This is a genomic window from Bacillus cereus group sp. N31 (assembly GCF_016483245.1).
Taxonomy (GTDB): Bacteria; Bacillota; Bacilli; order Bacillales; family Bacillaceae_G; genus Bacillus_A; species Bacillus_A toyonensis.
In genome coordinates this window covers 40,506-55,634 of sequence record NZ_JAEHCH010000018.1, presented here as the reverse complement: position 1 = coordinate 55,634, position 15,129 = coordinate 40,506, and the positions used below count along the sequence as shown (strand labels likewise).

Genomic DNA, 15,129 nt, shown 5'->3' with positions numbered 1-15,129 from the left:
CATAAAATAACAAACCCGATTCTCTCATTAAGAATCGGGTTTATACTTACAATCCTAACTTTTCCTTTGCACCGTTAGGAATTTTATCTATCGTTACTTGCACTTTATCATGTAAAAACTGTCCTCTTGTAAGCACATGCCAGTACGAACCTTTTTGTAATTCACCTACTCCATCAATCGTTACTTCTTTTTCCTTACCATCCTTATCGTAAGCTTTCACTGTATATTCACGGCCTTTATTTCCACCTAATTCTTTTCCATTGGTATCAATAATTGCGTAATGATTCTCTATGTCAAGAAATGGGTTCATCTGATCTAGTAGCTTACTCCCATTTAATAAATATGCCGCTCCTGCTACAATCACAAGTAATGATCCTAAAATAAATCTTTTCATCTATATTCCGCCTTTCATTATGTTTTTCAATAAGACCTTTCTAAGTATATAGAGCATTTCTTAATAAAAACTCGTACAGTTTCTTAACTTTTTCTTAATGTAACAGGGCTGTGCATCAGCACTTCGATACATGAAACCATATTCATAATAAAGGAGGCTGCCGCCTCCTTTATTTACTCATCACTGTATTCCTTTTTTGTCTGTATAAATAAAACACACTCACAATCACTGCGATAATTCCTCCAAAATACACGCCATACTCTATGGCAATCGCCACAATACTTTCAATATGTTGTCCAAATATAGAACCAAGCACAAAGTAAACGAGCGTCCAAACAAAGCCTGTCGTATAGGAATATAAAACATACGTCTTAAATGACATGTTATTCATTCCAACTAAATACGGCACGATATGTCTTACAACCGGTATGAAATAACTCGTAATTAGTGCGTAATGTCCGTATGCCTCGACCATTTCTTGTGATTTTATAAAATACTTCGCCTTCTTCTTTTTCATTAATTTATGGAGTACTTTTGTCCCAAATATTTTCCCTAATATATATCCTAAAGAAAGCCCGGACACAACGCCTAAATATGTTAATAAAAACGCAGGAATAACACTTAATATACCTAATGAAGATACAAATCCTCCGCTCATCACAATCATTTCATCTGGAATTGGCATACCGATAATTCCTAACCATAAACAGAAAAATAATGCCCAATACCCGTACTGTTCAATGTATGATAATAATTCATGTAATTCCATTATGCATACGCTCTCCTTAGCTCTTTTTTACAGCTAAAGACGTAAGCTGGCGGGAAATTGAGCCACACTTTTTCTAATGTAATTTCAGGGAAGAAATGCTGTATAAAGCCTTTTTTCACAAGTGAATATTGAAATGTTATGAATTCCCCATTCTCATGTATCGCTTCCATTGCATTGTTTAAAATACGTTTTGAAACTTCTTCTGGTAAAGAAGTAAAAGGCAATCCTGATAAGACGTAATCAATGCATTCTATATTGAACTCTTCCATATACTTCTTTATATTTTCAGCTGAACCGTGTACAACAATGACGTTCTGCTCATCTTTAAATTTTCTCTTTAGCTCTTTGCAAAACACTTCATTAATTTCAATAAGAAGAAATATTGTTTCCTTCTTCTTTCTCTTCATAATTTCTTTCGTAAAGACTCCTGTACCAGGACCTAACTCTACAATGCATTTCGCTTTATTAAAATCAATTACATCTACCATTTTCTTTGCTAATATTTTTGAACTTGGCGCAATGGCACCAGTATGTTTCGGATGTTTAATAAATTCATGTAAGAATGTTATGAGTTGCATGTAAACCTCTCCCCATTCGTTCAATAGTTTTTAACTTGTGTCTAAGTATAACTATTGTTTCTTAATAAAAATTGAGGAGATTTCTTAAGATTTTATGAAGAATAAAAAAACAGCTATCGCCTATAGCGATAGCTGCCCCTTATTACTTCGCACTCACGATCTTATAATAAGAACGAACTGTTAAGAAGTAATATCCAATATAAATAGCGCCATATACTCCGATACTAATTAGAAGCGGAATCATAATTTCAAATGGTAGTATGTTCCCTAAACCTTTTAATGCAAACAAGCTGTGCAGGATTCCGATTACTAACGGAATCGCAAAAATAAAGCTTACTTGTTTTGCAATCGCTTTTTTCATTTCTTGTTTTGTGACCCCTATTTTGTGAAGTACAACATAACGCTCACGATCAGCATTTGCTTCTGTTAATTGTTTAAAGTAAATGATAGAACCTGTTGCTAGTAAGAATACAAGTCCTAAGAACATTCCGATGAACATCATTAGTCCAGTTCCTTCAAGCCCCATATGGAAACCAGTGTAGAAGTCTCTAAATGGTGGCACCATTTCTGATTCACCAGCTGGCATCACTTTTGCTAATTTTTCCGTTAACACTTTACTGTTTCTTTCATCTTTTACATCGATATTTTTTACAACACGTGTTCCAAATGCTTGCTTCGCTTGCTCATACATTTCATCTGAAACGACAACAACTAGTTCACCTAAGTTTGTAATTGCATTATCATTTGCGTCTTGAATCGCCAATTTCTTCGTTTCATTTCCAATTTGGAATACCACTTTATTCCCTTTATATTGAGGGCTAAACTCATGCCCTTCAATATAAGAACTATCATATATAAATGCTTCTCCTGCAGCTACATTCACTGTTTCCGCATCGATTTTTTGCGCAAGTTTGTTGAATTCAGATTGAGATATAAATTGATATTTCTCTGAGATACTGTAGTTCATATTAAAGATAAAATCGACTTTAGCTCCTTCAAACTTTCCTTTTACAGGAACCATCTCAACTTCAAATTGATTTTTTACAGGATGATTTTCTTTCTCTTCAGCAAAAATCGCATTTACTTTCTTATCTAGTTCTGCATCTTTCTTCTCATAAGAGTAGCTGTATGGTGCAACTGCTTTTGATTGTGTAAATGTGTTGTAATACATCGTAACTGACGTACCAACCGCTGTTAATGTTACCGCACTTAAAATAGAAATTGTCGCAAGTGACTTTGCATTCCCTTTAATACGATATAGTAGCTGTGACGTCGTTACCATATTCATACCGTTATAAAACGATGATTTATTATTTCTTGCACGTTTCAATACGAATACTGTAAAGAACATAAATAGTAAGTACGTACCTAATACTGTCGCAAGTAAAATATAAAGTGCAATTGCCATAAAGTCTGCATACTTAACTGCCTTCATGAACATTAATGCTAAGAAATAACCTGAACCGATTAAGAAAACTGAAATTAATGCCATAATGACTGATCCTTTTGGCATTGCTTCTCCTTCGCGTTCCGCACGGAAAAGTTCAATTAATTTAAAGCGATAAATTAAACGATATCCTTGGAGCGATGTATATAAAATAATCACAAGGAAAATAATTGCTGTATCAATAATGGCAGCCATCGGTACTTCAAAATGAACATTTAAGTTTAAGCCCATCATACTTACTAATAACTCAAGGAATAGTTTTGAAAGGACACTACCGATTGCAATCCCAATTACTAATGACATTAGTCCCATTAACATATTTTCATAAAAGAGCATTTTACCAATTTGTCTTTTACGAATACCTAATAACGAATATAAGCCAACTTCTTTTTTACGTTTACGTGTAAAGAATCCGTTCGAATATATAATGAACACTGCTACGAAAATGATAAGCATCACACTTGAAACTTGAAACGCACCGCTAATTTTTTTAGAGGCTTCCGCTGCTTTTTCCATTTGTGAATTATATTGCAGTGCTTTAAATGTAAAGTAAATGACGATACTAAAAATCATAGATGCAAAATATACAAAGTAGTCTTTAAAGTTCCGCTGTATGTTGCGGAGGGCAATGCTAGATAAGGTCATCAGCCATACCTCCAGAAATAGAAGACATTACGTCAACGATTTTTTGGAAGAACTGTTTACGCGTCGATTCACCGCGATGCAATTCTTTATATAGTTCACCATCTTTAATAAAAATAACTCGTTTACAATAACTCGCCGCAAATGCATCGTGTGTTACCATTAAAATGGTAGAGTTATCATATTCATTTAACGACTTCATACTTTCTAATAAATCTGTAGCTGATTTTGAATCAAGCGCTCCAGTTGGCTCGTCCCCGAAAATCATACTTGGATTTGTAACGATTGCACGTGATGCGGCGCAGCGCTGCTTCTGTCCACCAGATACTTGATATGGAAACTGACTTAAAATATGATCGATACCAAACTTTTTCGCAATTTCAAGAACACGTCGATCAATTTCATTTGCCTTTACTTTCGATAAAGCAAGAGGCAACGCAATATTCTCTTTCACTGTTAACGTATCTAATAAGTTATAATCTTGGAAAATGAAACCTAAATGATCGCGGCGGAATAACGCTAGCTTATCATCATTCATCTTCACAATATCTTTTCCATCAATTAAAATTTCACCGTCCGTCGCATTATCAATTGTAGAAAGAACATTTAGTAACGTCGTCTTACCAGAACCCGACGGTCCCATAATTCCAACGAACTCACCTTCTTTTACTTGTAAGTTAATGCCCTTTAACGCCTCAAATTTATTTCCACCTGTGTCATATACTTTTTTAATATTTTTTGCTTCTAACACTGTTTTCATCTCGACATCCCTCATTTCTTCTATTCTCTATTTTCACTATATACATTCTCTACTCTTGCCACTATCGATGTTTCTTACACAAACATGACAGTTATGTAAGGCACATAAGTAAAGACATCAAAAATTTAACGTAATGAATCAAAGTACTTTGTTACTATAACATTGGGATATCATACCATCCATTCATTCTCCTTACAGGAACATTACAATTTTGTAAGGTGAAAAAGCTACCTACAAAGTTGTGCACGAAATGTCGGATGGAGCTATTTCGTTCCTGCTATTCTATGTACAGAGGAGGTCATAATATGGATTCACTTAAAAATATGAATGCAGCAATGCACTATATTGAAGATAACCTTACGAATGAAATTGATTTTAAAGAAGTTGCGAGGCTAGCACTCTGCTCCGAGTATCACTTTAAAAGGATGTTTTCATTTCTAGCTGGCATATCGCTGTCAGATTACATTCGCTGTAGACGTCTTACTCTCGCTGCCTTTGAACTAAAAAACAGCAATATAAAAGTCATTGATGTTGCTATAAAATATGGCTACAATTCACCAGATTCATTTGCACGTGCATTTCAAAATTTGCATGGCATAACGCCTTCAGAAGCTCGAAGTACTAGTCATTCTTTGAAAGCTTATTCACCAATGACCTTCCAATTATCCATTCAAGGAGGAACTGAAATGAACTATCGAATTGAAGAAAAAGACTCATTTCGAATTATAGGTATTACAAAACGAGTGCCAATCGTTTTTAACGGTGTAAATGAAGAAATTGCTTCTATGTGGAAAAGTTTAAACCCACAGTCCATTCAAACATTAAAGATACTTTCAAATGTGGAACCAAATGGAATCATTAGTGCTTCTACAAATTTTTCTGAAGGAAGAATGGAGGAAAAAGGCGAACTCGATCATTATATTGGAGTAGCCACAACGAAAGATTGTCCAGAGCAATTCGCGCAACTTGAAGTTGCAGCTTCAACATGGGCTATATTTGAAGCTGTCGGTCCATTTCCTGATGCATTACAAAATGTGTGGGGACGTATTTATTCTGAATGGTTCCCTTCTTCAAACTATGAACTAGCAGGAGGTCCGGAAATATTGTGGAATGAAAGTAAAGAGATATCCTCGCCGAATTTCAGAAGCGAGATATGGATACCTGTTTTAAAAAAGTAATATAAGAGTCTAAACCTTTTCAAAATAAAAAAGCTGCTCTTCCTTTTTAAAGGAAAAGCAGCTTCTTTATTTTATCCCGCTATTTGCGGGCAGTAAAACTCCCACCTCAAAATTCAGATGAAGCAAAGAAGTTAGGTGGGAGATAAACTGCCCGTAAACGCCCGATTGGTAAAGGCTAATAATCAGTGGGGATGAACATCCCCCACTGATTAAAGTTTCACTTTATACTTCTTCTCGACTCGTTCTTATACAAGAAAATAGTAATAATCGTAAGTACTATAACAACTACAAAAGTAAATACTCTGTCGTTCGAGATAGTACCGGTACCGATTAACAAGGCAGGTATAACTGCCATAATTAAGCCACCAAACATACCGATAAACGATCCTATACTTTGTTTTATTACTTGAGTTTCTGATACCCAATCATAATAACCAAATCGATTATTAATAAAAATTCCCCATACTGCCGAAAAGAGTGAGTATGTTATCGGTGTTATTACGATGAAAAGAGAACTCCAAGCATCGAGTTTTAACCCGATTATTAGCAATACGGCACTAATAAGTGATGCAGGTATACTCAATGAAAGATTCATAAGAATTTTACTGTCATAAACCATCTTTGGCGCTATAGGCAATGACTTAATAATCCATACATTTTTTCCTTCTAAAGACAATGACACACATGTTGTACACGTCATTGAAATCGCTGCTGCAATAGCAAATGGAGCAATCTTTTGCAACAAGGGCTCAATTCCAGGATACGCTATTAATTGACTTGGCCCTACTACAACTACAGCTAACGAGAAAGCTATCGCCATCACGACTCCCATTCCACTATTTATGACATACACTGTAGAAGAAAAGAAACGTTTCAGCTCTTTTTTATACAATGCGACCAATACACTTTCTTTTCTCATACTATTAATCTCATAATTTGAAAGCATATGATAAGTGGAAATCCCTGTGTTTATTTGCTTATATTTTAACGAAAGTATTTTTACAAAAAGATAATACCAACTAACTGATATCCCGACGAATAAGATGAAAGCTATAATATCAGCATGAACAATTGCTTTTTGAAACATGTTAGCTAGTGGATACACTTTAGTTAATTGCTCCGAAACAATTGCACCAATTCCGTTCATATCATTAAGGCTATATTGAGCATTTCCGTTTTTTAGCATAAAGAAACCGAATGTAATAATTACTATAAAACTTAAAATCGTAGTTATTTTATTCGCATTTTTAAATTTAGAAGCGATTGCCGTAATCGCAGCTCCAAAGATTGCTGCAATTGTTGTTGGAATTAAAGATGCTATAAACATACTGATGAACCACATAAAGTAAAAAGAAACTGATTGATTTTCATGTATGCCATAAACAACTCCCATCGGTAGCATAATTACGATTGAAAAGATTGTATTCAGCAAGTATAAATACAAAAATCTACTTGCAATAACAGTACTTACACGAATCGGCAATGACATTAAAAAGTCGTAATCCTTAAAAGCAAAAATTTCTCCATTTGCCTTAAATATAGTGAAAAACAACGTTAATACACTGCTAATAACTAGTGCATAAACGGGAATAATTTCACTCATTCCTAGTTTCACCAATCCATATGCCGAGGCTCCGCAATATAACATTAACATGACACCAACTAGAGCAATAGATGCTGCCAGCAAAATCTTATTCTGCTTCTTTTTCTTATCTTTTTCATATTTAAAAGTGTTTAGACCGAGCTGCGTTATTAACCGGATTTTTAAAAGTCCTAAACTATTAGTATTCATTAGCAAGCTCCTTCATAAAGAGCTCTTCCAATGAACTTTCCTTTATTAAAGAATGCACTTCCCCTGAAAGTGCTAATTTCCCTCTATTTATCATCGCTATTTTATTGCATAACTTCTCCGCTACATCTAAAACGTGCGTAGAAAAGAAAATCGCACTGCCTTTTTCACAAAGCTCTTTCATAATACCTTTCAAAACTACGGCTGCCTTTGGATCAAGACCAACGAAAGGTTCATCTAAAACTAATAATTTCGGTTTATGTAAAACCGCCGATATAATCGCTACTTTTTGTTTCATCCCATGCGAATAAGAAGATATTAAGTCTCCCAAGTAAGGTGTAATCTCAAAGGCATCCCCATACTTCTGTATCCGTTCTTCCCGATCCTTCGCCGGCACTTTAAATACATCGGCAACAAAGTTCAAATATTGAATTCCTGTTAATTGCTCATATAAATCTGGATTATCAGGAATATACGCCATTACTCTCTTACATGCAATCGGATCCTTTTTTACTGAATGTCCATCAATAAAAATTTCGCCCTCTTCAAAATCTATAACTCCTACTAACGACTTAATTGTTGTACTTTTCCCCGCACCGTTATGTCCAATAAATCCAAAGATATCTCCTGCTTTAACAGCAATATTTAAATGATTTACTGCTTTCTTTCCACCTTTGTATGTCTTACTAAAATTTATAATTTCTAACATGTAAAATCCCCCCAAGTCATCTTTTTAACTGAATTTTCAGACCTTGAAACAGAAAATTTACTCAGTGAGCTTTTCATTATCTCCACTGAGTATTAAAATCTCTTAACACATAGAAACTATAACTATAAAATTTGATTAATATAGCTCACAATTGTATTTCTTTTTTATATAAAACGTAAGAATATAAATTCGTTATAATAACAGCAACTACTATAATCCCCAGCATCATATAAGATCTCCAATCAGCCGGAGCGAAAACACTTATAATCATAATAATTCCTAAAGCCACAAATACTTTTCCACTAAATCGATGTGTTTTCCGCCACACTTCTTCATTACTTAACGTCCATGGATTACGCATCCCGACAAAAAAGTTTGGCTTACACTGTGGTAAATAATTACCCATTACTAAAAATAAAACACCCACTAATAATTCTGGAACCCGATTAATAAATAAGTTATATCCTAATCCACTTGTAATAATATCTATATTCCCTACAAATAGTAGCAGGAGTACCCCATTATTCATCATCATAAAAGCTTTAGAAAATTTCTCGTAATTTGCTTTTCTTGGATCAATCTTAGGTATCACATTTAGAAATATATATAATGCAATCATAATTCCGACCATAGAAATCATTCCGTAAAATTTAGACGAATAGCCATCTACCTTACCGCCGCTCCAATGTGTCGCAATTGTATCCGGCAAATGCGGCCAAGCAAACGCCCAAGCTAAACAAGTTGTAACAATTAATATAATTGCGAAAAGATGTTTTTTCATTTCCCCTCTTCCCCCTTATTTGTAAACGTAAACACCCAAGTCAACAAATCTTGAAAGACAGTTGTGTTTAAAGAGTACACAACGAATTGCCCTCTTTTTTCATCTTGAATAAGTTCAGCATTTTTAAGTGCACTTAAGTGGTGTGAAATACTTGGTTTCGTCATATTGAAATGTTCGGCAATTTCACCAGCGGTTAGATCACCTTCTTTTAATAAGTCTAAAATTTTTCGCCTTGTTGGATCTGCTAATGCTTTGAATGCTTGATTCAATGTCTTTCTTCCTTTCAATAATTAGACATTTAGATATTTATCTAAATGTTAAAATGATTTCAGTTAATTGTCAATAATATGTAAGGCCCTTTTTACTTTTTCCACTTTTAACCTACATTAATTACTTTATAGATTAAAACTGTAAAGATGGAAGAAATACGAGGGATACAAAATAAAAGAAGCTCTTCTAACTAAAGGAAGAGCTTCTTTTATTTAAATTTTATCATTTTATTAACAAACGAAGAAATCCAAAAGATTATTAAACTTATAATAAAGGACATACCTACTATCGTTCCGAATGCATTTAACCAATAACTAATCATGCTTTCACACACCTAGTTTGGATTCTATTAAATAGAATACGAAATTATTCATTCTTTATAGATTCCTTCTGCACAGTTTTATGCGCCATGTCCACTGGAATTTTCGTTGTCCAAGTTCCTTCCGTTCCTCCAATTCTGTTAATATTAATATGTACAAATAAGAAGTCTGGGAATTTTTCACCTTCTAACGGTTCAAAAACAACTACTCCCTCTGGTTCGTCGTGCGCAGCTAACACCGTTTCAAAGCTCTTTCCTGCTTCATCACTTAAGTAAAAAGTACTTGCCTCTGGTGCATCAGGATTACCAATACGATCTTTTTGATAATTATCGATATGAGTGTTACTAAGAAAATGCAAATATTGCACAGCATTAAATTTCTTATTTTCATAATGTGGACTCTCTACTTGTTTCCCGTCTTCTTTACCATCAGATTTAATATCAAGCCCAGTTGTATTAAATTCATATGGAACGAGCGAACCATCTTGTTGTTCAAAACGATAATAAACAAGTATTTTGGCATCTTGAATTAATATTTCTTTTATATGAAGAGTAATACCATTATCGACTATTTTTTCATTTAGCTGTATAGACTTTCCATCCGCAGCATCCTTTTTAACTTGATCATTAATCATGTCATTTAATTTTACTTCCGGTTTTACAAAATAAGAATTGTTTAATGCCATTGTACTCGTCGGTATAACGACAGCCGCTATTAAACCCACTATTAATAATTTCTTTTTCGTTTTCTTTTTGCTATCTTTTTTATACATTTGACTAAAGGATTGATAAGCATGCTCTTTAACTTCTTTAGGGACCTCTTGTTTCATTGCTTTTTTTAATTCATTTGAAAACGACATTTGAATTAGATTCCTCCTCATCTATTTCTATACTAGACTGATTCCGAATTTTTTCTAACGCTCTGTGAATTCTAGACCTTACTGTACCTATAGGGATTTGTAATAGTTCTGCAATTTCGTCATACGTGTAATCGTGGTAAAAGCGATACACGATTACTATTCTAAATTTAAATGGAAGTTCTTGTATCACCATTAATAACTGCTCTTCTGTTTCTTTTCTTAATAATACTTTTTCGGGAACGTCTACAACTGGATTATCACTTAATTGTTGTTTTTCAAATAAGCGCATCCTCTTCCATATATTTTTTCTCCACTGACTAATCTGTTTGTAAACAATTCCATTCAACCAAAATAGAAACGGTCTAGATTGATCATATGTTGAAATAGATTTCCAAAGTTGAAAGTAAACTTCATTTACGATTTCATTTGTATCATGCCGATTTTTAACTATAGCGAAGACAGTTTCATATATTCTCTGACTCGTTAAATCAAATATAAATTCAAAAGCCTCCTCATCACCTTTTAATAAACGTTCTATCCAGATATGTATATCTTCATTACTTGCCAAGTAGTGCCCCCTCCTTAACGATGTTCTCACTATATATTGGACAGTAAGCAAAATAAAGTTCCAAATTTCATAAAAAATATATTATTTTTTATAAAATTTCATCTATTTAAAAGGACAATACATTCAGTTATCCCTATAATGCTTTTTACTTTTCTCACTTTTAACCTATACTGTTAACTAGCTTATATTTCAACATAATGAAAAGACGTGAAACACATGGTACACTATAGCTACAATTGTTTTTTTGAGGAGGAATATACATATGTATAAAATTTTAATCGTTGAAGACGATCCAAATATTTCATCATTACTGCAATCTCACATTCAAAAATACGGGTACGACGCTGTTGTTACTGAAAACTTTGATGATATTATGGAATCGTTTAACGCCGTGAAACCACACCTTGTTTTACTTGATGTGAACTTACCGAAATTCGATGGATTCTACTGGTGCCGTCAAATTCGTCATGAATCTACTTGTCCAATTATTTTCATTTCAGCGCGTGCTGGTGAGATGGAACAAATTATGGCGATTGAAAGCGGTGCGGATGATTATATTACGAAACCGTTCCACTACGACGTTGTAATGGCAAAAATTAAAGGTCAATTGCGCCGTATTTACGGTGACTATGCACCAAATATTTCTGAGCGTATCGTTGAAGTAGAAGGTTTAAAACTATTCCCTGAACGTCCAGAAATTCACTTCGGATCTGAACAAGTTCTTTTAACGAAGAAAGAAGCAATTTTAGCCGAAATGTTATTATCTAAATTCCCTCGTACAGCGAGCCGTGAAGATTTATTAGCTGCTCTTTGGGATGATGAGAGCTTCGTTGAGGAAAATACATTAAACGTAAACATCACGCGTCTTCGTAAAAAGTTCAATGAGCTTGGTATTGAAAATGCTATTGAAACAGTACGTGGACTTGGGTATCGTTTTAACGCAACTTGGAGTGAATAAGCATGAAGCTATTTTTACGTGATCATTTTACATTTTTTCTACTGTACGTATTAAACTTCGGTATCATTTTCGTTCTCTATGATGCAGTAGATGGATTTCAAAATAATAAGTTTTACTTCATCGTTTTAAGCTTATACTTATTTATTTGTTTCCTTGCTTATCGTTACGTTCGTAACCGTAGAATGTATCATAGATTAAGTGAGCAGCCAGAAAAAATGGAAGATGCGTTTATTGAAAGAGCAACCGCTCCGATGCCTCACGGTGTAAATGAACTCGTGCGTACGCAATACCGTCTCTTCCAAAAAGAACTACAATCGTATGAAGTAAAACAACAGGAACATCAATTGTTCATTAACCATTGGGTGCACCAAATGAAGACACCTGTTTCTGTTATGCAGCTTATGGTACTGGAGATGGAAGACGAACATTTAATTCCGAAATTCAAAAAAGAGTTAGAGCGTCTAAACCAAGGACTTGATATGGCTTTATACATGGCTAGGTTAAATAACTTCCATGAAGATTTCCATGTTGAGACGATTTCATTAAAAGATACGGTAACGAAAAATATTAATGGATTAAAAGAACTATTCATTCGTAATGGTGTCTTCCCTGTTTTAGAAGTACATTCTGATCTAAAGGTTGCTTCTGATGCGAAATGGCTAAAATTTATTATCTATCAGTTAATGACAAATGCAGTCCGTTACTCTGGTGAGCGTGGAAAGAAAGTGTTCTTATCCGCTTATCGAAATGGAAAAGACATTATTCTAGAAGTTCGCGATGAAGGCGTTGGTATTCCGCAAGAAGATATTCGAAGGGTATTTGAACCATTTTACACTGGGAAAAACGGTCGTACATTCGGAGAATCTACCGGTATGGGGCTTTATATTGTAAGTAAAATTTGTGATTATTTAGGTCACTCCGTCAAACTAGATTCTGAAGTTGGTAAAGGAACGACGATTAAAATCATCTTCCACAATGCTGCGAATAATCAAGCAGAGAATGTAGAGAAGGTGACTGAATCATGATCAGAACATATGCTAGCAAAATGTATGAGAACTCACTCTCATACATTTTTTGCAATAAAACTACATATTTCCCTGCTAACGGGAGGCACGTATTATGACATTTTGGCAATTTGCATTTAAAAATGTAACGCGCAACTCTAGAGCTTATTTTGCTTACTTTATAAGCAGTGCCTTTTCCATTGCTGTTTTCTTTTCGTTCGCTGTTTATTTGTTTCATCCGAAATTACAAAATCCCACTATGATCTCTGAAATTTCAGGATTAATGATTTTTTCAGAAGTTGTTATTGTTTTGTTCTCGTTCTTTTTTCTACTCTATTCAATCGGATCGTTTTTAAAAGTTCGTAAAAAGCAATTTGGTATTTTAACTATTTTAGGTATATCAAAAAAACAATTACATCGACTCGTTTTCACTGAAAATATGTTAATTGGTATTTTATCTATCTTTTTCGGTATGCAGTTTGGACTTGTCTTTTCGCAGTTTTTCTTATTAGTAACAGCGAAAATTACACATCTACCGGGGATATATTTATATCCCCCTACGAATGCTTTCATTTTAACAACGATTGTGTTTCTTGGTCTCTTTATCGCTGTATCTTCATTTACACCCATGCTAATTCGTACGAAAAAGACGGTAAACCTATTAAAAACGAATGGTAGGAAACAAAAGGAAAGAAAACCATCCATATTTATCTCTCTATTTGGTGCTATCTGTTTATTAGGTGGTTATATTTTAGCTGCAAACCCTAAATATTTCTTCTCAATAAACACGCAAGTAGGCGTTATCTATATGGTTTCAAGTGTTTTTGTGATTCCAGCACTTGTTACAATTGGGACATATTTTTTCTTTTCTCAAATTAGTTTCTTACTTATTTATATTTTAAAGAAAAGAAGAAAGTTTTATATGAAACGAATTAATATGCTTTGGATTTCGGATTTAGCAAGTCGTATTCGAACGAATATCAATATGCTTTTTATTGTAGCGATGCTATCTACAATTGCTTTCACAATGATTACGTTCCTATATGGCTTCGGAAAGTTTACAAAGCTAGATGTTGCGAGAACTTCACCTTTTCCATTTTCTTATTTTTCATATGACGCCAATCCTTTTGTTAACAAGCATTTAACTTGGCTTGAACAGCAGTTACAAAAAGAAAATTTCTCTTATAAAAAGATCAAAGCTGATTTATATGAAACATCATTGAAAGAAGATGAAGGTATAACGACTTACGATGACATTTATGCAATGAAACAAAGTGACTATAATAAACTTGCAGCTTCCCTGCGAATGAAACAACTATTCATGAGTGATAACGAAGCATATGTCTTAACAGGTAGCGCTTATTTCACCTTATTCAGCCAATTCGAGCCAAGCTACAATAGAAAATCCATTACACTTTCTAGCACAAATACGACATTACAAGTAAAAGGCTATGAACAAGTAGGGGCCATTCCCTCTGACTTTTCATATCAAACTTTAATTTTACCTGACACTGTTGTAAACAACTTACCAAATACAACAAAGCATGTAGCAGCGTACAATTATAACGTACAAAACTGGGAAAAGACGTATGAAATTGCTGATGATTTTATGAAAAAAATACAAAGAGATCGACAAGAATTCCAATACGAAGGACCCCTTATACGCTCCTATGAATCAGCAGGCTCATTATATAGAATCACATCAGGAAGTGCCGCATACTTCCTAATCGGGACATTCTTAGGTGTCATTTTCTTTATTGGAGCCGGTAGCGTTCTTTACTTCAGAATGTATACAGATTTAACGAACGAACAAGAAAAATATGTAGCAATTTCAAAAATTGGTGTAACAGATGCAGAGATGAAAAGATCTGCAACCATTCAACTTAGCATTTTATTTTTCGTTCCGTACGTTATGGCGTCCATTCATACAATGTTCGCAACAAAAATGCTTCAAGACGTAATTGCTTTATCACTATTCAAAGAAATTTCAGCCGTTCTTATTATTTTTGGAGTAGTTGAATTCATCTTTTTCTTATTCATTCGCTCCTTTTACATGCAAAAGTTATCAGAGTATACGAATGGTTAAGTTTTATAAATATATTA

15 protein-coding genes are annotated in these 15,129 nt (G+C 34.1%); 4 read left to right on the top strand and 11 right to left on the bottom strand.

Translation table 11 applies throughout. The features are described 5' to 3' along the window. Positions 1–46: 46 nt before the first annotated feature. The 5 genes from JDS81_RS20370 to JDS81_RS20350 form a co-directional block, all read right to left on the bottom strand. Positions 47–394 (bottom strand): YxeA family protein, encoded by a 348-nt coding sequence (locus JDS81_RS20370; RefSeq protein ID WP_000819392.1) that lies wholly within the window; start codon positions 392–394, stop codon positions 47–49. A 169-nt stretch (positions 395–563) separates the two neighbouring features. Next, a complete protein-coding gene (locus tag JDS81_RS20365) occupies positions 564–1,163 on the bottom strand; it encodes a DedA family protein (RefSeq protein WP_000418929.1) in 600 nt (199 codons plus the stop codon). Continuing rightward, the gene (locus JDS81_RS20360; protein WP_001176057.1) at positions 1,163–1,741 is read right to left on the bottom strand and encodes a class I SAM-dependent methyltransferase; all 579 of its coding nucleotides are present in this window, start codon (positions 1,739–1,741) and stop codon (positions 1,163–1,165) included. The genes JDS81_RS20365 and JDS81_RS20360 overlap by 1 nt, the downstream gene beginning before the upstream one ends. A gap of 142 nt (positions 1,742–1,883) precedes the next feature. Further along, on the bottom strand, positions 1,884–3,833 hold the full coding sequence (locus JDS81_RS20355; protein ID WP_097953552.1) for an ABC transporter permease: 1,950 nt from the start codon (positions 3,831–3,833) through the stop codon (positions 1,884–1,886). Continuing rightward, positions 3,820–4,590 carry an ABC transporter ATP-binding protein gene (locus JDS81_RS20350; RefSeq protein ID WP_000859662.1) on the bottom strand — a complete coding sequence of 257 codons (771 nt, stop codon included), beginning with the start codon at positions 4,588–4,590 and terminating at the stop codon, positions 3,820–3,822. Before JDS81_RS20350 ends, JDS81_RS20355 begins: the two co-directional genes overlap by 14 nt. Before the next feature lie 305 nt (positions 4,591–4,895). Here JDS81_RS20350 and JDS81_RS20345 point away from each other — a divergent pair, with 305 nt between their 5' ends. Further along, positions 4,896–5,768, top strand: coding sequence for an AraC family transcriptional regulator (locus JDS81_RS20345; RefSeq protein WP_000377676.1), 873 nt, complete (start codon positions 4,896–4,898; stop codon positions 5,766–5,768). Between the two features lie 217 nt (positions 5,769–5,985). Here the strand turns inward: JDS81_RS20345 and JDS81_RS20340 are convergent, their stop codons facing one another. From JDS81_RS20340 to JDS81_RS20315, 6 genes are all read right to left on the bottom strand, one after another. Next, positions 5,986–7,560, bottom strand: coding sequence for a putative ABC transporter permease subunit (locus JDS81_RS20340; RefSeq protein WP_097953553.1), 1,575 nt, complete (start codon positions 7,558–7,560; stop codon positions 5,986–5,988). Continuing rightward, positions 7,550–8,266: an ABC transporter ATP-binding protein gene (locus JDS81_RS20335; RefSeq protein WP_097953554.1), complete on the bottom strand. Its 717-nt coding sequence runs from the start codon at positions 8,264–8,266 to the stop codon at positions 7,550–7,552. The genes JDS81_RS20340 and JDS81_RS20335 overlap by 11 nt, the downstream gene beginning before the upstream one ends. A gap of 145 nt (positions 8,267–8,411) precedes the next feature. Then, positions 8,412–9,047 carry an SdpI family protein gene (locus JDS81_RS20330; protein WP_000716342.1) on the bottom strand — a complete coding sequence of 212 codons (636 nt, stop codon included), beginning with the start codon at positions 9,045–9,047 and terminating at the stop codon, positions 8,412–8,414. Beyond that, entirely contained in the window at positions 9,044–9,316 is a 273-nt protein-coding gene (locus tag JDS81_RS20325; protein WP_001070532.1) for an autorepressor SdpR family transcription factor, read from the bottom strand. The genes JDS81_RS20330 and JDS81_RS20325 overlap by 4 nt, the downstream gene beginning before the upstream one ends. Before the next feature lie 367 nt (positions 9,317–9,683). Continuing rightward, the gene (locus JDS81_RS20320) at positions 9,684–10,496 is read right to left on the bottom strand and encodes a DUF4179 domain-containing protein (RefSeq protein WP_097953556.1); all 813 of its coding nucleotides are present in this window, start codon (positions 10,494–10,496) and stop codon (positions 9,684–9,686) included. Further along, complete coding sequence (locus tag JDS81_RS20315; protein ID WP_097953557.1) at positions 10,480–11,064, bottom strand: sigma-70 family RNA polymerase sigma factor; 585 nt, start codon at positions 11,062–11,064, stop codon at positions 10,480–10,482. Before JDS81_RS20315 ends, JDS81_RS20320 begins: the two co-directional genes overlap by 17 nt. 262 nt (positions 11,065–11,326) lie before the next feature. Between JDS81_RS20315 and JDS81_RS20310 the strand changes: the two genes are divergently transcribed. The 3 genes from JDS81_RS20310 to JDS81_RS20300 all read left to right on the top strand — a co-directional run bounded on the left by JDS81_RS20310 (position 11,327) and on the right by JDS81_RS20300 (position 15,112). Beyond that, positions 11,327–12,022, top strand: coding sequence for a response regulator transcription factor (locus JDS81_RS20310; RefSeq protein ID WP_000276732.1), 696 nt, complete (start codon positions 11,327–11,329; stop codon positions 12,020–12,022). A gap of 2 nt (positions 12,023–12,024) precedes the next feature. Beyond that, positions 12,025–13,047: a sensor histidine kinase gene (locus JDS81_RS20305; protein WP_000765359.1), complete on the top strand. Its 1,023-nt coding sequence runs from the start codon at positions 12,025–12,027 to the stop codon at positions 13,045–13,047. Between the two features lie 94 nt (positions 13,048–13,141). Next, positions 13,142–15,112 carry an FtsX-like permease family protein gene (locus JDS81_RS20300; RefSeq protein ID WP_097953558.1) on the top strand — a complete coding sequence of 657 codons (1,971 nt, stop codon included), beginning with the start codon at positions 13,142–13,144 and terminating at the stop codon, positions 15,110–15,112. The last annotated feature ends 17 nt before the right edge of the window (positions 15,113–15,129 follow it).

What these genes read in the sequence shown, in the direction of transcription:
- JDS81_RS20370 (WP_000819392.1), bottom strand. Translation starts at nt 394, where the DNA reads ATGAAAAGATTTATTTTAGGATCATTACTTGTGATTGTAGCAGGAGCG.
- JDS81_RS20365 (WP_000418929.1), bottom strand. Translation starts at nt 1,163, where the DNA reads ATGGAATTACATGAATTATTATCATACATTGAACAGTACGGGTATTGG.
- JDS81_RS20360 (WP_001176057.1), bottom strand. Translation starts at nt 1,741, where the DNA reads ATGCAACTCATAACATTCTTACATGAATTTATTAAACATCCGAAACAT.
- JDS81_RS20355 (WP_097953552.1), bottom strand. Translation starts at nt 3,833, where the DNA reads ATGACCTTATCTAGCATTGCCCTCCGCAACATACAGCGGAACTTTAAA.
- JDS81_RS20350 (WP_000859662.1), bottom strand. Translation starts at nt 4,590, where the DNA reads ATGAAAACAGTGTTAGAAGCAAAAAATATTAAAAAAGTATATGACACA.
- JDS81_RS20345 (WP_000377676.1), top strand. Translation starts at nt 4,896, where the DNA reads ATGGATTCACTTAAAAATATGAATGCAGCAATGCACTATATTGAAGAT.
- JDS81_RS20340 (WP_097953553.1), bottom strand. Translation starts at nt 7,560, where the DNA reads ATGAATACTAATAGTTTAGGACTTTTAAAAATCCGGTTAATAACGCAG.
- JDS81_RS20335 (WP_097953554.1), bottom strand. Translation starts at nt 8,266, where the DNA reads ATGTTAGAAATTATAAATTTTAGTAAGACATACAAAGGTGGAAAGAAA.
- JDS81_RS20330 (WP_000716342.1), bottom strand. Translation starts at nt 9,047, where the DNA reads ATGAAAAAACATCTTTTCGCAATTATATTAATTGTTACAACTTGTTTA.
- JDS81_RS20320 (WP_097953556.1), bottom strand. Translation starts at nt 10,496, where the DNA reads ATGTCGTTTTCAAATGAATTAAAAAAAGCAATGAAACAAGAGGTCCCT.
- JDS81_RS20310 (WP_000276732.1), top strand. Translation starts at nt 11,327, where the DNA reads ATGTATAAAATTTTAATCGTTGAAGACGATCCAAATATTTCATCATTA.
- JDS81_RS20305 (WP_000765359.1), top strand. Translation starts at nt 12,025, where the DNA reads ATGAAGCTATTTTTACGTGATCATTTTACATTTTTTCTACTGTACGTA.
- JDS81_RS20300 (WP_097953558.1), top strand. Translation starts at nt 13,142, where the DNA reads ATGACATTTTGGCAATTTGCATTTAAAAATGTAACGCGCAACTCTAGA.